This window comes from Enterovibrio coralii (genome assembly GCF_001559595.1).
Lineage (GTDB): Bacteria > Pseudomonadota > Gammaproteobacteria > Enterobacterales > Vibrionaceae > Enterovibrio > Enterovibrio coralii.
Genome location: NZ_LNTY01000034.1, coordinates 672,820 through 692,795 on the forward strand (window position 1 = coordinate 672,820; position 19,976 = coordinate 692,795).

The 19,976-nt window shown below is 47.7% G+C and carries 13 protein-coding genes and 4 pseudogenes; 12 read left to right on the top strand and 5 right to left on the bottom strand.

The features are described from left to right. Nucleotides 1-45: 45 nt before the first annotated feature. Nucleotides 46-1,170, bottom strand: coding sequence for a molybdopterin-dependent oxidoreductase (locus ATN88_RS28625; protein ID WP_332308904.1), 1,125 nt, complete (start codon nucleotides 1,168-1,170; stop codon nucleotides 46-48). Nucleotides 1,171-1,598: 428 nt separating this feature from the next. Between ATN88_RS28625 and cobA the strand changes: the two genes are divergently transcribed. The 5 genes and pseudogenes from cobA to ATN88_RS14380 all read left to right on the top strand — a co-directional run bounded on the left by cobA (nucleotide 1,599) and on the right by ATN88_RS14380 (nucleotide 8,772). Further along, nucleotides 1,599-2,462 (top strand): uroporphyrinogen-III C-methyltransferase, encoded by an 864-nt coding sequence (gene cobA, locus ATN88_RS14360; RefSeq protein ID WP_083539491.1) that lies wholly within the window; start codon nucleotides 1,599-1,601, stop codon nucleotides 2,460-2,462. Nucleotides 2,463-2,474: 12 nt separating this feature from the next. Further along, nucleotides 2,475-5,029, top strand: a pseudogene (gene nirB / locus ATN88_RS14365) (nitrite reductase large subunit NirB). 10 nt (nucleotides 5,030-5,039) lie between these two features. Then, nucleotides 5,040-5,368 (top strand): annotated as a pseudogene (gene nirD / locus ATN88_RS14370) (nitrite reductase small subunit NirD). A gap of 96 nt (nucleotides 5,369-5,464) precedes the next feature. Next, a pseudogene (locus ATN88_RS14375) lies at nucleotides 5,465-6,939 on the top strand (NarK family nitrate/nitrite MFS transporter). Between the two features lie 3 nt (nucleotides 6,940-6,942). Beyond that, the gene (locus tag ATN88_RS14380; RefSeq protein WP_067417147.1) at nucleotides 6,943-8,772 is read left to right on the top strand and encodes a bifunctional protein-serine/threonine kinase/phosphatase; all 1,830 of its coding nucleotides are present in this window, start codon (nucleotides 6,943-6,945) and stop codon (nucleotides 8,770-8,772) included. Between the two features lie 17 nt (nucleotides 8,773-8,789). Here the strand turns inward: ATN88_RS14380 and ATN88_RS14385 are convergent, their stop codons facing one another. Then, complete coding sequence (locus ATN88_RS14385) at nucleotides 8,790-9,416, bottom strand: LysE family translocator (RefSeq protein ID WP_067417151.1); 627 nt, start codon at nucleotides 9,414-9,416, stop codon at nucleotides 8,790-8,792. Nucleotides 9,417-9,687: 271 nt separating this feature from the next. Here ATN88_RS14385 and ATN88_RS14390 point away from each other — a divergent pair, with 271 nt between their 5' ends. Both ATN88_RS14390 and ATN88_RS14395 read left to right on the top strand, forming a co-directional pair. After that, nucleotides 9,688-11,514, top strand: coding sequence for an RCC1 domain-containing protein (locus ATN88_RS14390; protein ID WP_232313222.1), 1,827 nt, complete (start codon nucleotides 9,688-9,690; stop codon nucleotides 11,512-11,514). 103 nt (nucleotides 11,515-11,617) lie between these two features. After that, on the top strand, nucleotides 11,618-12,052 hold the full coding sequence (locus tag ATN88_RS14395) for a VOC family protein (protein ID WP_067417158.1): 435 nt from the start codon (nucleotides 11,618-11,620) through the stop codon (nucleotides 12,050-12,052). Between the two features lie 4 nt (nucleotides 12,053-12,056). Here ATN88_RS14395 and ATN88_RS14400 read toward each other — a convergent pair whose 3' ends face one another. Continuing rightward, entirely contained in the window at nucleotides 12,057-12,392 is a 336-nt protein-coding gene (locus tag ATN88_RS14400) for a thioredoxin family protein (protein WP_067417161.1), read from the bottom strand. Nucleotides 12,393-12,438: 46 nt separating this feature from the next. Next, nucleotides 12,439-12,810, bottom strand: coding sequence for a hypothetical protein (locus ATN88_RS14405; protein ID WP_067417164.1), 372 nt, complete (start codon nucleotides 12,808-12,810; stop codon nucleotides 12,439-12,441). Between the two features lie 230 nt (nucleotides 12,811-13,040). Between ATN88_RS14405 and ATN88_RS14410 the strand changes: the two genes are divergently transcribed. Further along, entirely contained in the window at nucleotides 13,041-13,538 is a 498-nt protein-coding gene (locus ATN88_RS14410) for a M48 metallopeptidase family protein (RefSeq protein WP_067417166.1), read from the top strand. Between the two features lie 65 nt (nucleotides 13,539-13,603). Here the strand turns inward: ATN88_RS14410 and ATN88_RS14415 are convergent, their stop codons facing one another. Further along, entirely contained in the window at nucleotides 13,604-15,559 is a 1,956-nt protein-coding gene (locus ATN88_RS14415) for a methyl-accepting chemotaxis protein (RefSeq protein ID WP_067417169.1), read from the bottom strand. A 574-nt stretch (nucleotides 15,560-16,133) separates the two neighbouring features. On the opposite strand from ATN88_RS14415, the pseudogene ATN88_RS27440 reads away from it, so the two are divergent. The 4 genes and pseudogenes from ATN88_RS27440 (at nucleotide 16,134) to ATN88_RS14425 (ending at nucleotide 19,837) form a co-directional block, all read left to right on the top strand. Then, nucleotides 16,134-16,645: pseudogene (locus ATN88_RS27440) on the top strand (MATE family efflux transporter). Next, nucleotides 16,642-17,235, top strand: coding sequence for an MATE family efflux transporter (locus ATN88_RS27445; protein WP_232313224.1), 594 nt, complete (start codon nucleotides 16,642-16,644; stop codon nucleotides 17,233-17,235). The pseudogene ATN88_RS27440 and the gene ATN88_RS27445 overlap by 4 nt, the downstream one beginning before the upstream one ends. Beyond that, the gene (locus ATN88_RS27450; RefSeq protein ID WP_232313226.1) at nucleotides 17,232-17,390 is read left to right on the top strand and encodes a hypothetical protein; all 159 of its coding nucleotides are present in this window, start codon (nucleotides 17,232-17,234) and stop codon (nucleotides 17,388-17,390) included. Before ATN88_RS27445 ends, ATN88_RS27450 begins: the two co-directional genes overlap by 4 nt. A gap of 683 nt (nucleotides 17,391-18,073) precedes the next feature. Further along, on the top strand, nucleotides 18,074-19,837 hold the full coding sequence (locus tag ATN88_RS14425; RefSeq protein ID WP_067417175.1) for a calcium-binding protein: 1,764 nt from the start codon (nucleotides 18,074-18,076) through the stop codon (nucleotides 19,835-19,837). Nucleotides 19,838-19,976: the final 139 nt, after the last annotated feature.

Sequence of the window (19,976 nt, forward strand, 5' to 3'; positions counted from 1 at the left end):
GGCCAGGCTTTTTTGCCAAGGTAGGGCTATCCCAAAAGGCTTGGATCAACGCGGCGTGCTCTTCGTTTCCAAACTCCATATGCGCAGCAGGGTGTTTGCCAGTCCGCCAACTTCACGCCCGCCCATCGCATTGGGTTGCCCTGTCACTGAGAAAGGCGTGCTTCCGGGCTTTCCTATGCGCCCCGTCGCGAGGTGGCAATTTAGAATGCTGTTGACCTTGTCTGATCCACTCGTTGATTGGTTCACGCCCTGAGAGAACACGGTGACAGTTCTCGGCGTGATTCGAAACCAGTCATAAAAGGTTTCGATATCTGCGGTTTTTAATCCCGTAGCTAACGCCACCGAGGTGATGGTTGAGAATCGCTTGGCTTGGTGCAAAGCGTCGTCAAAACCTTCTGTGTGTTGGTCAATGTATTCTCGGTTGGCCTGATTGCGTTTCGATAGATACGCCAGCAAGCCATTAAACAACGCTATGTCACTACCGGGAAAGAGGGGAAGGTGAAGGTCTGCAATATCACACGTGCTCGTTGCTCTTGGGTCTATCACTACTACCTTGGTGCCGCGTTTTTCTTTTGCTGTCTTAAGGCGTTGATACAATACGGGATGACACCACGCCAAATTTGAGCCAGTGAGAATGACCAAATCTGCCAGTTCTAAGTCTTCGTAGTTACCGGGAACACAATCTTCACCAAACGCGCGCTTGTGCCCCACAACCGTAGATGCCATGCAGAGTCGGGAATTGGTGTCGATGTTCGCACTGCCAATAAAACCTTTCATCAATTTGTTGGCAACGTAATAGTCTTCTGTGAGGAGTTGGCCTGATACATAAAACGCAACGGCATCCGGGCCGTGTTTGGCGATAATGTCATTGAACGATGTAGCCACATGCGTGAGGGCTTGTTCCCAAGATGTGGATTGGCTATCTATGCTTGGTACAAGCAGACGACCTTCTGTTGTGACCGTGTCACCCAAAGCCAAGCCTTTTGAGCACAAGCGACCGAAGTTAGCAGGGTGGCTTTCATCGCCGCGAATGTCTAACTTGCCGTTGGCTGTTACTTTAGCTTCGACGCCACACCCGACACCACAGTATGCGCAGGTTGTTTTCGTCCATCCCGATGAGGTTTTATTCGTCGAGTTACTGTCAGCGTTTATTGTTTTATGACTTTTCACGGTTGCACCAAATACGTTCTCTAAAGTGAAAGGTGAATATTTCCTTTTTTCTCCACCTATCTTTGCAACTCCCAAGCCAACTTAAAATATTTCCTTTTATATATGTTAGTTTCTACGTTGTACGGCTGAATATTAATAATAAAGTCTGAGGAAAGGATGAAATATAAGGTGGCGCATTTTGATGCATCGATGATGGCTAATTTGGTTGTGTGAATTTAAATGGTGCGTTGCGCCACTCTCTTTGCACTCAATTTGTGCGCCAAAAGAGAGCGCGAAAAATAACTTTGTGCACGAATGTCGGGATTTCATTGTTGTTTATTGTCATTTAAAACAGGCATTTAATTTTTTTCTTTTACTTTACTTTTGATGTGGCACCCAATTTGCTGTTCCCCCTTCATCATTTGTTTCGTGAAGTTTGAGGGGCATGGATGGCCAAGGTGGTTTTTGAGGCGTGCGAAAGCGAAGTTCACTCTTCAGCATCTCAATGGTGCACGTCAAAGCGTCGACCAAGGGGCGGAAGAAAAAAAGGGCGAGTGGTGCTAGTCGGTGCAGGGCCTGGCGACCCTGAGCTACTCACAATGAAGGCATTTCGTTGTATTCAAAATGCGGATGTGGTGGTTTATGACAGACTGGTAAGCGCAGAAATCGTCGACTTAATTCCAAGCGGCAAAGCCCTTATTTATGTTGGCAAAGCAAAAGGCTTACACAGCGTTCCGCAAGACAAAATTAACGACATTCTTGTCGCCGAAGCAAAAGCCGGACGGACGGTGTGTCGATTGAAAGGCGGCGATTCTTTCATCTTTGGCCGAGGCGGCGAAGAGATGCAGGTTCTGCGTGATGCGGGCGTCAGTGTAGAGGTTATTCCGGGCATTACCGCTGCATCTGGCTGCACGAGTTATGCGGGGATCCCATTAACTCACCGTGGTCTTTCACAAGGCTGCACCTTAGTTACCGCACATGCTGAGAAAGAGTTGGCATTAAATTGGTCAGCTCTCGCTTCGATTAATCACACCCTCGTTTTCTACATGGGGCTTTCAAAGCTTCAGTTCATCTCTGAAAAGCTCATTGCGGAAGGTATGGCTCCCAATATGCCCATTGCCGTCATTGAAAAGGGCTGCTCGGTCAACCAACGCGTATTTGTTTCAACCCTCTCTGATGTGTTGACCGCTATTCAAGATAAAAACTTAGTTTCTCCCTCTCTCATTGTGGTGGGTGAGGTGGTTGCGTTGTCTTCAGAACTCAGTTGGTTCGTTACTCAAACTCAAGAAGAAATCGAACAGCTGTCGGCATAGGAAAGAAGAAAAATGGAAAAATTGCGTATCGTTGTCGTCGGGAATGGCATGGTAGGACACAGGTTCATTGATGAACTTTGTGACAGAAACTCACACGGTGATTTTGAGATCACAACGTTTTCGGAAGAACCCAGACTCGCCTATGACCGCGTTCAACTGAGTAGCTTTTTTGCAGGCAAAGCAGCAGATGACTTGATGCTCACGAGTGAAGAGGCTTACGACGAAAAAGGCGTTCATTACTTTCTGAACGAGAAGGTGGTTGCGATTCAACGCGAGAACAAGTGCGTGGTAACGGACAAAGGTCGTGAAGTGTTTTACGACAAATTGGTGTTAGCAACAGGGTCTTACCCTTTTGTTCCGCCAATCAAAGGCAACGACCAAGCACATTGTCATGTGTATCGCACCATTGAGGATCTTGAAGCCATTCAAGCCTCAGGTGAAACCAGCCAAGTCGGTGTCGTGATTGGCGGTGGTTTGCTTGGCTTAGAAGCGGCGAACGCTTTGAAACAGATGGGAGTCGATACCCATGTTGTTGAGTTCGCTCCACGCCTAATGGCTGTTCAATTGGACGAAGGTGGCGGTGACCTGCTCAAAGAGAAAATCGAAGCTCTTGGTGTGAAGGTTCACACGGAGAAAGCCACGACAGAAATTACTGACGGTGATGAATGTCGCTACAAGCTGACCTTTGCAGATGGCACCGCGCTAGAAACTGACCTTGTGGTTTTCTCAGCAGGTATCCGCCCTCAAGATAGCCTTGCGAAAGCGCATGACCTCACGATTGGAGAGCGAGGTGGCATCGTTATCAACGATACTTGCCAAACCAGCGACGCTGACATCTATGCGGTCGGTGAATGTGCCCTTTGGGAAGGTCGCATTTTCGGTTTGGTCGCTCCCGGTTACCAAATGGCCAAGGTCGCGGTTTCGCATATCTGCTCTGAAGACGCCGCCTTTAGGGGCGCAGACATGAGCACCAAGCTCAAGCTGCTGGGTGTGGATGTTGCAAGCATTGGTGATGCGCAAGGCAGCACGCCTGGTGCGCAGTTCTACACCTTTTCTGACGGGATTGAGCAAGTTTATAAGCGCATTATCGTGTCGGAAGACGGCAAAAAGCTTCTCGGTGCGGTGTTGGTGGGGGATACAGAAAGCTATCCGAACCTGTTACAAACCATGCTCAATGATTTACCACTGCCCGAGTTTCCTTCCGTCCTGCTGCTTTCTGATGGTGCAGCGGATGCCGATGCAGGCGCTGCAGGTCTAGCGAATCTGCCGGATACAGCGCAGGTCTGTTCTTGTTACGACGTGACGAAAGGTGACATTAAAGAGGCGGTCGCTTCAGGTTGCACAACAATGGCAGATTTGAAAGCGTGTACGAAAGCCTCAACAGGGTGTGGCGGCTGTTCTGCGCTGGCGAAACAAGTGATGGATACAGAGCTTGCTGCGCTTGGTCACGAGGTGAATAACGATATTTGTGAGCATTTCCATTACACCCGCCAAGAGCTGGTGGATATCGTTCGCATAACCAAAGCGAAGACGTTCGATGAGCTGCTAGATAGCCACGGACATGGCTGGGGTGTGACATCTGTAAGCCTGCCATAGGCTCAATTCTGGCGTCTTTCTGGAATGACTATGTGCTCAAGGAAGAGCATATGGGACTGCAAGACACCAATGATATCTATCTTGGTAACATGCAAAAAGACGGGACCTATTCCGTCGTTCCCCGTGTTGCTGGCGGGGAAATTACACCTGACAAACTCATTGTTCTTGGTCAGGTTGCGAAACAGTACAACCTCTACACCAAAATCACCGGTGGTCAGCGTATCGACTTGTTTGGCGCGCAATTGCATGAACTTCCTGAAATCTGGCGCACTCTCGTCGATGCGGGGTTTGAAACAGGCCACGCCTACGGCAAGTCGGTACGAACTGTTAAATCGTGTGTGGGCTCTACCTGGTGTCGTTATGGCGTGGATGACAGTGTTGGCTTCGCCATTGATGTTGAGAATCGCTACAAAGGGCTTCGCTCTCCCCACAAACTCAAATTTGCCGTTTCTGGCTGCACGCGCGAGTGTGCTGAAGCTCAATCCAAAGACATTGGGATAATCGCCACCGAAAACGGCTGGAACCTCTATGTCTGCGGAAACGGCGGAATGCGTCCTCGCCACGCGGATCTCTTTGCCTCGGATTTAGACCGAGAAACGCTAATCAAGTACATCGACCGCATCCTGATGTTTTATATCCGCACCGCCGACAGACTTCAGCGTACGTCCGTCTGGTTAGAGAACTTAGAAGGCGGATTGGATTATCTGAAACAGGTGGTGATCGACGACAAGTTGAACATTGGCGAAGAGCTTGAAAAAGAAATGGCGGCCAGCCTTGGGCAATATCAGTGTGAATGGAAAACCACCATTGAATCGCCAGAAAAGCTTAAACGTTTCCGTCACTACATTAACAGTGAATTAGCCGACGAGAATTTGAAATACCAAACCGTGCGCGGTCAGCGTATCCCCGCGGTCATTGATGTAGCAGAAGTAACGCCAGAGCGCATCGATGTCGTCACGGTTGAAAGTTAGGAGAGAGAACATGATCCAGTGGAAAACGATTTGTCGGCAGGAAGATTTGGTCAAGAACACGGGCGTGTGTGCACGACTCGGCGAAAGCAAGTGGCCATTTTCCTTTGCGGCCGAACAGATAGCCTCTATGCCATTGATAACTTTGACCCTATTGGGAAAGCCAATGTGCTTTCCCGCGGAATAATAGGCTCCATTGGCGACAAGACCGTTATCGCATCGCCTTTGTATAAGCAGCATTTCTGTCTGGATAGCGGCCAGTGCATTGAAGATGAGGCTGTTTCTATACCAACGTATCCAATCAGGCGTGAAAACGGAGAAATACAACTCGGTATGAAATAAGACGTTTTAAACACGCACTGAAAACAAATTAAAAATATTTTGCTGAGAATTTTACATTCTCGGTATGGGATTTTATTACTTGATGAGGAAGTCGAAATGTCAGGAAGTGAAAAGTTCAATATCTTTTCTTTTCAGGGAAAGATGAAAATACTTCACCTTAGTTGGTTTGCGTTTTTTATTACGTTTGTTGTGTGGTTTAACTTTGCGCCACTCTTACAGTCGGTAAAAGAATCACTAGGATTAACCACAGCAGAAATTAAAACACTCTTGATTTTGAATGTGGCATTTACTATTCCGGCGCGTGTTTTAATCGGCATGCTAACGGATAAATATGGCCCACGTCTTATCTACTCTTTGTTGCTGGCTGTTTGTTCTATCCCTTGTTTTGTTTTCGCTTTTTCAGACAGCTTTGTTCAAGCGGCAATCGCCCGATTTGCGTTAGGTCTGATTGGTGCCGGCTTTGTGATTGGGATTCGCTTGGTGTCTGAGTGGTTTCCACATAATGAACTTGGTACCGCGGAAGGTATCTATGGCGGTTGGGGTAACTTCGGCTCGGCAGCCGCAGCGTTCACTTTGCCAACGGTTGCCGTGATGTTTGGTGGCGAAGATGGCTGGCGTTATGCATGGCAATTACCGGTCTGATGAGCCTGTGTTTCTCAATCGTTTTCTATCGCAGTGTTACCGATACCCCTAAAGGCGCAACCTACTACAAGCCAAAGAATGCAGGGGCGATGGAAGTGACCTCAAAAGGTGATTTCTACTTGCTGCTGGTGATGAAAGTACCAATGTATGCCGCACTTGCTCTGCTGGCGTGGAAGCTCTCTCCAACAGGTATTGGCATGTTCTCTGATACGACAGTTACTCTCATTTATCTGGGCTTAGCCGCGATTTACCTGTTTGATGTTTCCCAAGTGTGGAAAGTAAACAAACATGTCTTCGAAAAGCCTGTACCAGAAGTGCATCAGTACAAGTTCAAACAAGTTGCGGTATTGAATGTCCTCTACTTTGCAACTTTTGGTTCTGAGCTGGCAGTAGTTTCTATGCTGCCACTGTTCTTTGCGGAGACCTTTGAGCTTACGCCTGTGGTCGCAGGTATGGTGGCGTCAGCGTATGCCTTTATGAACCTGATGTCGCGCCCGGGCGGTGGCTGGTTGTCTGATAAATTCGGTCGCAAACCGACGCTGCTTATCCTGACGGCAGGTCTTGCAGTGGGTTACTTTGTGATGGGCTTGGTCGACAGTGCATGGCCAGTTTGGCTGGCAGTGATTGCTGCGATGGGCTGTTCTTTCTTTGTGCAATCTGGCGAAGGCGCGGTGTTTGCAGCAGTGCCTCTGATTAAACGTAGAATGACAGGTCAAATTGCGGGTATGACAGGGGCTTACGGTAATGTTGGTGCAGTTACTTATCTGACTATTTTGTCGCTGGTGGAATACAGCACCTTCTTCTATATCATTGCGGGCACTGCGGTCATCGGCTTTGTGACACTACTCTTTATGGAAGAGCCATCTGGGCAAATCGCAGAAGTGAACGACGATGGTAGCATTACCATGATTGACGTGGCGAAAGCATAACGGATGAAGCCAGAAAACCTTTCTACATCGGCGTTGGAGACAACGCCGAACCTATCTAAAGGGAAGCCTACTGGGGAGGAACATAGCGTTGCTTCCCAGCTTGTCGTTCAAGCGGGCGGGTATTCTATTGCGGGTATCAAACCACCCAATCAAGACGCTTTTGCTGTTTGTATTCCAAAGAAAACCCACGTGCTCAAACACAAGGGCGTTGTAGCGGCCATTGCAGATGGGGTGAGTTCCAGCAATGTTAGCCAGAAAGCCAGTGAAATGAGTGTCACGGAGTTTATCAACGACTACCTCGATACGTCGGCGACATGGAAGACACGTGATGCGGCGGGAAAGGTGCTGCGCTCTTTGAATCAATGGCTTTATCACCATGGGCAACAAGCGGGCAGTGCATCGAATGCGATGGTCGCCGCCTTTGGTGCCGTGGTCATCAAGTCCAATACGGTGCACCTTTTTCACGCAGGCGATTGTCGGGTCTACCTTTTCCGGCAACATCTTCTAAAGCAAATCACGGAAGACCATCGGCGTTATACCCACAAGAAAACCCATTACCTCACACGTGCGTTGGGAATCGATAGTCACCTTAACGTGGATTATCAATCGGTCGGGATTGAAGCTGGTGACTGGCTGATGATGACAACCGATGGTATTCACGATGCCTTATCCTTAGAGGCGTTAACGTCGCTTCTTAATGAAGCCAAAAACAAGGCAGGCGAAGCCAAGCCCGACCTTGAAGAGATTTCGCGCGCGTTAACTGACGCAGCTCTTGACGCTGGCAGTGACGACAACGTCACGTGTCTTTTGATGTCGGTTGACAGTGTTCCTCCTCCAACACTGGATGAAGCATTACAAGATATCGACGGACGACGAATACCGTCAGTGTTGAAAGAAGGCCAGCAGATTGATCACTACCGCATTGCCAGAGTGATGCACAGTGGTAGTCGTAGTCATATCTATCTTGCAAGAAGCGACCTAGACGGTAAGCAGTACGTACTCAAAATGCCGTCACAGAACTTTGCCGATGATCCAGTTTATCTCTCTGGCTTTGTTCAAGAAGGCTGGATAGGTGAACAAATAAAACAACGCGGTGTGATGAAAATACACCCGAGATCGCGCCACTCTCCGTTTCTTTACCATGTGTGTGACTATGTGGAAGGGGTAACCCTCAGGCAGTGGATGTTAGACAATCCAAGACCCACATTAACGGAAGTGCGTACCTTGGCAAAAGGTGCAATTCGCGCCATGCGCGTACTCCAACGTATGTCTGTTGTGCACCGAGATATCAAGCCCGACAACCTGATGGTAGATAAAGACCTCAATGTCACGCTTATTGACTATGGTACGGCGCAGGCAGGAGGCATGGGAGAATTAGCGGGCCAACGTGAAGAGTCTTATGCGGTTGGCGATTTAAACTACGCCGCACCTGAGTATTTAAAAGGGAATGCAGCAACGACGGAATCCGATGTATTTTCGCTTGGTGTGTCAATTTACGAGGTGCTAACGGGGCATTTGCCTTACAAGGCGGTGAATGCGTCGAATCCTAACGCGTCGTCCCGAGGGAAATATGTTCCTGCCACGGTTTACCGACCCGATATTCCAGATTGGTTTGATGCTGCATTGAAAAAGGCCTGCCATTCCATTCCTTCTGCCCGTTACAAAGTATTGTCTGAGTTCGAACAGGATTTGAAGAAACCGCCAGCAGGTTTCAAAACACAGCAACAAAGCCTCCCTCTTATTGAAAAAGACCCGCTGACGTTTTGGAAAGGACTCAGCGCGTTTCTGTTTGTGTTGGTAATGGTTCTCTGCGGGTTATTGGTGTCGCGCTAGCCTTTACACGCTTAATGTTAACGCTGCGCTGTCAGTGCGAGTGCCAGTCCTGCACCCAAAAATGTCGTGCCGAATGTTCTCGGTAACCATCGAGACGCCACGACAGTTTTTGAGCGCGTGATCAGTTTGACACCCCAGTACCCGTAGGCAGTTAAGCAAGTGATAGAGCAGGCGATAAATGTCATCACCAACAGCGTAAATTGCGGCAGAAGAGGTTGGTCAATCGTCAAAAACTGGGGGAAAAGGGCAGTGGTAAACACAATCGCTTTCGGGTTAGTTAACGCTACTAGTATACCTTGCAGGTAAAAATTTCGGCGTTTGCTGACCTTGCGTGTGTCGACATCATCGATGGAGATCTCCATCCCATTGCGCCAGATCTTGATGCCAAGGTACATTAGGTATAACGCCCCCAAGGTTTTTATCACCATGAAAGCAGTCGCTGAACTCAGCACCAGCGCACTCAAGCCCAACACCGAAAAGCTCGACATGATAAACAGGCCAGTGACGTTACCGGCAATCGTGTAGAGCGAGCGTTTCCAGCCAGCTCGCAGCGAATGAGTCATTACCAGCAAAATCGCTGGACCAGGAGATGCAGCAGCAAGAAACGCAATAGATAAAAATGCCAACCAAGTTTCAATACTCATCGCGCTGCTCCTTGTCGTTTTCTCCCCTTTACAAACTACCTTGGCCAAACAAGGGATTCAACGTGAAGTTTTAGCGAATCTTTGCGTTGTCATCGAGAATTTAAAAAGTGACAAATTCATCATCAATTGCGAGACCTACGTATTAAAACAGAGCCGCAGATAGAGTTAATGCCTCCATTTTCTCCAATCATATTGTTATTGATGAGATTGAAAATAAAAATACGAATGCTTATCAATAAATGGAGTGGATTTAAAAATGTACGGAAAATGGATGTCAGTTGTTGGGGCTGCGATGGTGTTATCTGGCTGCCCAGCAATCAAGGAAGGGAAGCTAGATTTACCTGTCGAAGGCCTGCGTTATCAATCGGGGTTTCTAAAGGGAACAACCGGTGAAGACGGGTCTTTTCATTACGTTCAAGGGGAAAAAATTCAGTTCTTCTTAAACGGAACCAAACTGAAAAAAGTGAAAGGGCGAAAAGAAGTGTCATTCGCCAAGCTGTCGCGTGAGACAGACCTGCGTGAAGACAAATCGCTCCGCGTGTTAAAGGGGCTTCTTGCGATGGATACGGACGGTGATATGTATAACGGCATCCTTATTGAACCTGAGCATGGAAAAGTGCGCAAAGGAAAAAAGGCTCAAGCCAAATTTGACGCTATTGCGGCTCAAACGGGTGATGCTAAAACCTACGCCTTTATTCACTGGGCAACGGCCGAACAACACATACAGATGGCCGCGGGTAACCACCACACACTCGGATTGAGTGAAGAAGGTAAGCCATTCAGCTTTGGTGAAAACTACGGCGGTTTTGCTTATGGTGAAGATCCCAATCGATACTGTGATGGGGAAATGCGCACAAAACTTGGACGTGCGTCTGACTTATACCTACCCGCAGGTACAGAACTGGTCACCGAACCAAAAGAGGGTCTGACTGAAGCGGAAGGTGAGTGCTACGTCGAGTTGCTGAACGAGCGTTTGTATGGGTTATCGAACCCTTATACCGCGTGGGTCGACATTGATGGCGTGGCGTTCAAGTCCATTTCGACTGATCAAATCGATGGCACCATGGTGACAGAAGATGGACGTTTGTTCGTGTTTGGCCCAAACAACCGTGGACAGCTTGGTGTGGGTAATGAAGACACGATTGATGTGCCTGTTGAGGTTGAGCTTCCTGATGGAGAACTCCCGGCGTTTGCAACCAGCGGCAGTGCGAGTGTTTATGTGGTCACGCGCTCGGGCAAAGTCTATTCAGCGGGTGACAATGGGAACCTACAACTCGGTCGTATCGATGACAAAGACGACGATCAAAATACCTTTGGATTAGTGCATATTCCCGATGACGAGTTCATCGTTTCCGTCGCGATCCGCGACCACCACGTATTCGCACTGACGGCTGAAGGGGATGTGTATTCTTGGGGTAATAATGCCCGTGGTGGCGAGTTGGGCGATGGAACGGTGAATCAAGATCGTTCTGAGCCGAAAAAAATCCTTGAAGGGAAAAACATTGTCGCTGTCGAAACAGGGGCGGATTATGGTTTAGCCGTAGATGCTGAAGGCACAGTGTATGGTTGGGGCAGCAATGACTACGGTGCTCTTGCCCAAGGCACACCAGAGCCTAACAGTGCAAATACCCTTTATAAAATCAACGACATTACCTCTCTTCCTATACCTGAAATCATTGAAAATCTTCTGCCAGAAAAGCTAGGTGGTGACCGCATCGTTGCTTTCCAAGGAGGCTCTCGGAATGCGCATGGGTTAACACTCGGCGGTGATGTTTACTCATGGGGTGATATGGGTACGGGCTATGCGGGGAACGGATACAAGGTTGATGAGCTGGGTATTGAGCGTCAAATTGCTGTTGAGCCAGCGAAGCTTGAAGTCTTAGATAATGCCAAAGTGGTATCGATAAGTTCAAACACGTCCAGCCACTTTGCGGTGACAGACAAAGGAGAAGTGTGGGCGTGGGGTGCAACCACCGACGGTAAACTTGGCGTGGTGGAAGACCATTGTGCAGAAGCCAACTTAGAGACATATGGTGAAGACGCGTCTTCAGGCACTTGCTACACACCTTTCCAACTGGATCCCGTCCCAGCAAATTAATCGCCAAAAGAAGCGCACTGAATGTGCGCTTCTTATTTCTTCATCATTCTCTTCCTCAAAAACAGCTACGCTCAGATAAAGCACTTATCAGGGAGAGAATGCTATGCCGTTAACACCGTTTCACGTTGCCATTCCTGTTAGACACCTCGAAGAATCTCGTCAGTTTTATGCGGATGTCCTCGATTGTGAAGAAGGAAGAAGCAGTGACGAGTGGGTTGATTTCAACTTATATGGCCATCAGTTGGTGATTCATCATGACCCGAATATTGGTGAAACTAATACGCTGACACTTCATCACAATGCGGTTGATGCCAAGTCGGTGCCTGTGCCCCACATTGGCGTGGTATTGGAAATGGAAGACTGGCAACGACTGGCCAATCGATTGAAAGAGAGGGGCGTAGTGTTTGTGATTGAACCGTACATTCGGTTTGTTGGAGAGCCTGGCGAACAAGCGACGATGTTCTTTCTAGACCCGACGGGGAACGCCTTGGAGTTTAAGTCTTTTAAAGATATTGATGCGCAACTGTTTGCAACCTAGCGCATCAGTCAATTCGCGATATTAAATCTTCGATGTCTTGAGTGCTGTCTGGTCGGACAATACGTCCGACCTCTAGTCCGTCATGAAGCAAGATAAGTGAGGGCCAAAGTTTGACCTGAAAGGCTCGTCCCAGCCGCTTTCCTTTGCCATCAAATATCTTGATGTGTGGAAACGTGTGTTTCGAGAGCACTTGTTCTATCAATGGCTCGGCTGCCTGACAGTATCCGCACCAAGGGGCTCCAAACTCGATAATTGCAAAGCCCTTAATTTCAGAAACGTCTTCAAAGGCTGGTGCATCTTCGTGATAGGTTGGGTTAAATCCTGTCTCTACAGCTTTCATTTGATACGTTCCCTTTCTGTTCACTCTTTCCGTGCTTGCTTATCGTTCAAGTCCAACGCTTTATCGCGTCTGCAGTATCACTGGGGTTGGTGTTAAAGCAAATGGTAGCTTGAGGTGCGGCTTTGTGCACAGCGTTAACCAGCTTTTCAAAGGTCAGAAAGTGGTCGTCGTCGCGTCGTACACCTGCACCAATCAGTACACAATCGTAATTTGTATCAGCAAGTGCCGCAGACGCTGCATCGTAAGCGGTGTCGCCATCGCGTATGTAATGTAAATCGACCTCATAGCCTAAGCTGAGAAGATTGGCGCGATCACCTTCTAATGCTGCACGCAGCTTTTCAGCAGACATGCCAGGCCATTTTTCGTAGTTCACGACATCTGGATGCCATCCAAACAACGCTACCTTTTTCGAGCTCATAGCGGTACTCCTTTTCTTTGACTCGCAAGATCTAGCTTAGTAGTTCAAAAGGTGACTATCTGTCTGATAATTAATCCAAATTGAGTAAAAAATGAGGTGTGTCTGTCGCGCGGAGGTTAGGTACTGTCGCCTTCAATAAAGCATAGGGGAGTTGTCGGTTTTCCGTGACAGTATTCTAACCTTGAGTAAGCTGATAGCATGGCGGGCTTGTTGTTCTTAGAAGAAATCCCATGAATCCATCACTTCGTTACCTTAGCGGTTACCCAGAGCACCTCATTGAGCAGGTAAATCGACTTGTTGAAACCGGCAAACTGGGTGCTTGGTTAGAGAAACGCTACCCAGAAAAGCACAATATTACGTCGGAAAAAGCGTTATATGACTATGTGATGGGCTTTAAGAACCAATATCTAAAAAAGTCTTCGCCGATCAGTAAAGTTGCTTTCGATGGCAAGATACATGTCGTCAACAATGCGCTAGGGCTACACAGTTTTGTGTCTCGGGTACATGGCGGAAAATTGAAGGCCAAGAACGAAATTCGCATTGCTTCCATGTTTAAAGAAGCTCCGGAGCCTTTTCTCCGTATGCTGGTGGTGCATGAGTTGGCGCACCTAAAGGAAAAAGACCACAACAAAGCGTTCTACCAACTTTGTTGTCACATGGAGCCGGATTACCACCAGTTGGAGTTCGATGCGCGTTTGTATCTCATTCATCGTGAGAGCAGCAAGTAAGCGATAGCAAACAGCAAAACGAAAAAACGCGCCACAGAGGGCGCGTTTTTGGTTTTTAGCATGACTTAGCCAATAGAAAACTTACCGACGATTTGATTCACACCGCTGGTGATGTTTGTCAGACCGTGTGCTTCTTTAGACAGTTTCTCTGCGCCGGATGCAGTGCTCTTGCCCAAATCGTTAAGCTGTTCGATGGCTTGATTAATATTCGAAACGACGGTGTTTTGCTCTTCAGCCGCCACCGCGATTTGGTGGTTCATATCGCGAATGTTGGAAACGGACTCTGTGATTGAAACGAGCGCATCTCGTGTTTTGTTGGCTTTTGCCGAGGTTTCTTCCGCCTCAGACGCACTCTTGCGCATGGACTCCACAGAGCGTTTTGACTCGCTCTGAAGGCGGGTGATAAGCGTTTGAATCTCTTCTGTACTTTGTTGCGTTCGGCTTGCCAAGCTTCTGACTTCATCCGCCACGACGGCAAAGCCACGGCCTTGCTCACCTGCACGTGCCGCTTCAATCGCTGCGTTCAACGCCAGTAAGTTAGTCTGCTCTGCAATCCCACGAATGGTGTCGAGGATGCTTCCGACATTCTTGGTTTCATTTTCCAAGTTCTCGATGACCTGACTGACTTCACCTATGTTACCCACCAAGCTCTTAATACTCTGACGTGTATCATTCAGTACGTTTTGCCCCTCTTGCGAGAACTTGTCTGCTTCGATAGCTATGTCAGAGGCTTTTTGTGCGTTGTGGGCAATGTCATCTACTGTCGCAGTCAGTTCATGCATCGCTGTTGCGGTTTGCCCCAACTGGTCGGCTTGCAGCTCGGAGTTCTTCGCGGTTTCCTCTGTCACATTCACCAGCGTGCCAGACGCATTGTTCAATGTGCTGACGGAGCTTGATAATTGACCCACGATTTCACGAAGATTGGTGTTCATGTCGCCCATTGCGGCGTAAATCCCGGACGGTGACCCTTTAGAATCGAAAGATTGCGTGAGATCGCCCGTGGCGATGTTCCTTGCGATTTCTTCAATCTGTCGTGGCTCACCACCGATGGGTTTGCGAATTGCGCGGGTGACAAGGATGCTCAAAAGAATGCCAACAAGAATGGCAACGCCAGAAACTGTTATTACCATTTGTACGGCGGCTTGACTGTCGGATTGTGCTTCAGGTCCCAGGGTATCTTGGGCTTTTCGGATTGAGGCTTTAAAGTCGTTGAAGTTGGTAGTTACTTGCGGACCAATCACGTCTAACGTTCCGGAAATACGTGCGTTTCTGGCGTTAATGATCTCAGCCGTTTGTTGAAGTGCTGAAATATAGCCTAAGTGCGCTTCTGAGAAGTCATTGACCAGTCGTCTTTCTACCGGAGAGACAAGCAGTCTCTCCAAGTTAGTCAGTGGTGCAACCACGTTATTCAATTCTTGGAGTGAGCGATTGAGATCCGCTTCTGAATTACTGATCAGGAATTTGGCGGCAAACAGTCTTCCAAGCAACAGTTTCTCTTGTGCTTGAGCGGCGTAGAACAGCGAGTTCACTTCACCGTCAGAAGAGGAGTCCTCGATGATCTTGGTCATCGTCTGGCGCATCTTGAGGCCATTTGGGTCGAGGTCTTCACTTACAACGGCATTACGGTCGGCGAAATCTTTAACGACTAGCGCAAATGTCTCACCATAAGTCGTTAGAAGATTTTTGGATTCTTTTAGTTCGTTGATGCGGTTAGCATCCGTTTCGTTGACCAAGATCTTGTCGATAACTTGGTCGATGTGGCGCAGTTCTTTTTCAACTTTTTCTATCTGAGCTGGGTCTTGCGTCTTCAAAAACTTGAGCGCAGCGAGGCGAGCGCTTAGCAAAGCGGATTGCGCTTCGCTCGCCTCGTTAGAACTTCTAGCTAAGCCCCGATAGTCGGTAAAGTTTTTGAACCCTTCAGAAAGACCACCATAACCTACCACAGATACAACCAGCAGCAGTGTCAGTACCGCGGCAAAAGACACAGTAAGTTGTTGTGCAAGCTTAAGTTTGCCTAACATCCTAACCTCTCATTAACTAGCAAATTAAAAGCCGCGTGGAAGCGGCACACGTGTTTCGACGTGCGGTTATCTCTAAAAGCACTTTTTTGGGGCACACCGATACGATCTGATCTCTCCGTAAAAACAATCACTGATGCCGAATCTGATCCCAAGCTCTGATGAGCAATGAGCGACTTGTCAGTTATTTAACAGATAGTTCACAAGTGAGAGGTATTCCAGACTAATTGACAGATGTGGGGTGAGAATCGTGAATGAATAAAGGAGCGAATTGCCTGATGAACGCAGCGTGCGTGCCAGATGGGCAAGGGATCGCTCGTCATGACAAGGGGTGGAGAACACGTGCTTGGCGTGAGATAGCTCGATAAAAGTCCCAGAAATTACATGTAATTACAATTGGCGTTTGATGTCTAACTTCTTTAGGGTAAAGAAAAAGGTTTATTAAATAGCGTCATTACAAGGAGGTTTAATGACAGAAAGCACCTATTCGTATTTCCTTCGGCGAGTTTTTCTACTCGGTATGCCCCTCGTATTTCAAAGTTTGCTTTTTAGTAGTTCAGGCTTTCTCGATAACTTGATGGTGAGTCAGCTAGGCACACAGGAAGTGGCCGCATCAAGTATCGGAGCGCGTGTTTTTTGGTTCGTCGGTATCTTTATTTGGGGGATGGGAACTGGTATGGGCGTGCTGCTTGCCAGTACTGGGGAGCGAAAGACGAACAGGGTTATCGCCGAAATTTTGCACTAGGTGCTTCCTTTGCAACGCTTGCATCAACGCTAATCTTTCTTTGTGTATGGCTGTTTCCGTCTGCCATTCCTGCATTATTTAACACCGAGGGACGAACGGCGGAGCTCGCGACTGATTATCTGCAAATCGTGAGTATCGCTATTTTGTTTGCTGGCCCGACTATCTCGATGGACGCGGCGTTACGCGCGATAGGAAAAACCCAAGTCACGCTCTACATGTCCATCGCAGAAATAGGCACCAACGTTGCGCTGAGTTTTATTCTGATTTTTGGTTACTTCGGTGCGCCGGCATTAGGCTTATCGGGGCGGCCTACGGCACCGTTGCTGCGCGGATGCTTCGCGTGATTATCTCTATGTTGGTGATTCAGCTCTTCAACCCAGTTTTGATTTTAAGACCTCAGGATTTTGCGTTCAGACGCACTACGCTCTCTAAGTATCTCAATATTACCGCGCCAATTATTGCGGGTAGCTTGCTTTGGAGTGGCGGGATCTTCACCTATCAGCTCATCATGGGGCGTATGGGAGAGACTGAGCTGGCAACAATGGCGATTATCTCTGCACTTGAAGCAATGTCGCTTTGTGTTGCATCGGGTTTGTCCGGGGCAACAGCGATTGTGGTCGGGAACGCATTAGGTGCGAACAAACTGGCGTTGAGTGAAAAATATGCAAGGTATGCATTGCGAACCTCTTTTATCGTGGGCGTTATCTGTGCAGGTATTATTCTGGCGTCGCAAAGTGCCATTTTGTCTATCTACAGTGAAGTGAGTGAAGACGTAGTCGCACTAGCAGCACTTTGTTTCCCCGTTTTGGCCATCAGTACGATTGTTCGAAATATCAATATCACGCTCATCGTGGGTGTCCTGCGTGCGGGTGGAGATGCCAAATTTTGTATGAACATGGATGTTGTTTGTCAGTGGATATGGCGATACCCATGACAGCCTTAGCGGCAATGTACTTTGGTTTGCCGTTACCTTATGTATTTCTGATGATGACTTCTGAAGAAGTCGTAAAACTATTGCCGACCTTAAAAAGGCTATTTGGCAGCAAGTGGGTCAACAACCTAACGGTTGAAGAGTCTGCAAATGCATAATTATACGGCTAAGAATAAATAATTAGAGAAGTGCGAGCAAAATGGCTCGCACTTTTTTATGGGCTCACTTGTACAGATTCTTTGTTATTTTTGATACATCCATGCAATAACGAGCATACGTTCTTATTTATTCCCAAATTTTGATTAGTGTTTTGACATTTTTGCAATGCAATTAATAAATTCTTCCGCAACAAACCTACTAAATATCCATGCTATTGCGCATTAGTGCTACGTCTTCAGTATGAGTTTTTACTTAACCTTCACTCAAAGGTTTGCGTAAGGCCGTTGTCCCGTTTAAAACACTTGCACTCAGTAATGTTTTCTAATTCCCAAGGCTGTCTTGATAAGTAAGTTTTCATGTTGTTTTTATTGGAATTGCATACCGTAAAAACGAAAGGAAAATATTTAACTTGAGACAGAAGTTATCAAAGAAAAGATTATTTGAGTGTTCAAAAAGGTAGCTTTGGTTGTCTGGTTCTCTTCTTGCTTGTATGTCTGGGGAGTCGCTGTAATACGAAGGCATGCTTATTTAGCAAAAGGAAAATTAGATAAGTCTGATTTATGAAATCAGCAAAGGAATATACACACCAAAGCCTCAAGCAACACAATTAGACAATAAACTTAGAAGGCCTTAGGTTATGAAGAAGTTGTTTAGCACCTTTACATGGATAATCGGATTATCCATGGCACTATTTGTTAGCAATACGGCGATTGCTGGAGCCAACGAAGAGGACACACCAAAAGGCTGTATTGTCAGCCTGCAAACTGGCGCAGAATACTGTCTGCCTGTCGGACAACGCTCTGGTTACTCACTGCCAAGCTGGATTTATGCTCACGAAGTCCGCGTGCAAACGGAACAAGGTGCTGCAGTTATGTTGTCTGACTGGGATAACCTGTCTTACAACCGACTGGCTGTGTTTTCCGGTACCGTGACTAATCATGAACTCACCAATGTTAAAGCGTATAACGGCCAACATTTAGATTTCTCCTCTCCACGTTCAATGCGCGTTGTGGCAAGTAATGACAAGTTAGGTTGTATCATCAGCCTGCAAACGGGTGACAAGTACTGTCTGCCTGTAGGCAAGCGTTCTGGTTATTCGCTACCAAGCTGGATTTATGCACACGAGGTTTACGTACAAGCTAATGAAGGTGCGGCGGTGATGTTGTCAGATTGGGATAACCTGTCTTACAACCGTTTGGCGGTATTCTCTGGCACAACGGAAAACCGCAAAATGACCAATGTAAAAGCGTATAACGGTCAATACCTAGATTTCTCTGCCCCTCGTTCAATGCGTGTGGTTGCCGATAGCAAACCACTGGGTTGTATCGTGAGCTTGGAAACCGGTGCGAGATATTGTCTGCCGGTTGGTCAGCGTTCTGGTTACTCACTACCAAGCTGGATTCGTGCACACGAAGTGTATGTAGAGCCATCTGAAGGCACGGCGGTAATGCTGTCAGATTGGGATAACCTGTCTTACAACCGTTTAGCGGTATTCAACTGTGTAACGCCAAACAAACAGCTTGAAAACGTGCGTGCGTATAACGGTCAGAATCTGGATTTCTCATCGCCACGTTCAATGCGAGTTGTTCAAGGCACCGCAGTTGGTGACCAAACGATTAACGGCACAGCGGGTGATGATGTCCTGCATGGTTGTTCTGGCAACGACGTGATCACAGGCTTTAACGGTAACGATGTGATTTACGGCGGCGGCGGTAACGATACCATCAACGGTAGCAACGGCGATGATGAACTGCACGGTGGTTCTGGTGATGACAAGCTGTTTGGTGCAGGTGGTAACGACTCACTTTATGGTGACGAAGGTAATGACATCCTTCAAGCTGGCTATGAAGATGACATCGTGATGGACGGTGGTACCGGTAAAGATATTTACATTGGTAGCGAAGGAAACGACACCATGCACTTTGATCAGGAAGACTTCTCTGATGAATCATTCCTGACAAGCAAAGGCAATATCTATACGGGTGACCGCGGTTTTGACAAAGTGGTTGCATCGGGTGATGCCAACATCGACTTCTCAGGTAAGTCTTACTTTGCAAGTGGCGTCGTGCCGGGCGCGAAGCCAATGTCACAAATCGAAGCGGTTGTGGCTGGCGAAGGCAATCAGTCTGTCACCGTGAACGCGAATGCGATTTACGCACAATCTGACAACTTCCAAACAACCACGAATGTTGACCCAGGTGATTGGGATGGCTTTGTCGCTCACCTTGGTGACGGTGCAGATACCTTGAACGTGGATGCGGGCATCTGGAGCTATGATGCCAATGCCTCGGCCTCTGTTGCTATCTCGACGGCCATGATCAACTTCATGGGACTGAGCTTTGATCAAGTGACTGAGTTGAAGGCTTACGTGTTCACCTTTGCGGATAAGAAGATCACCGTTTGGACGGATGCAGAAACCATCAAAGTCAACGGCAACGATATCTAACCGAACGTTAGCAACACTATTTGTTAATCAAAAAGCGAGCTGAAAGGCTCGCTTCTTTTTTGAGACGAGTTCAGCCGGAGGTGTATTAATGGACTGTAAAAAGTGGTGACAAAAAGCACTGCTCGCCGGTTCATATATC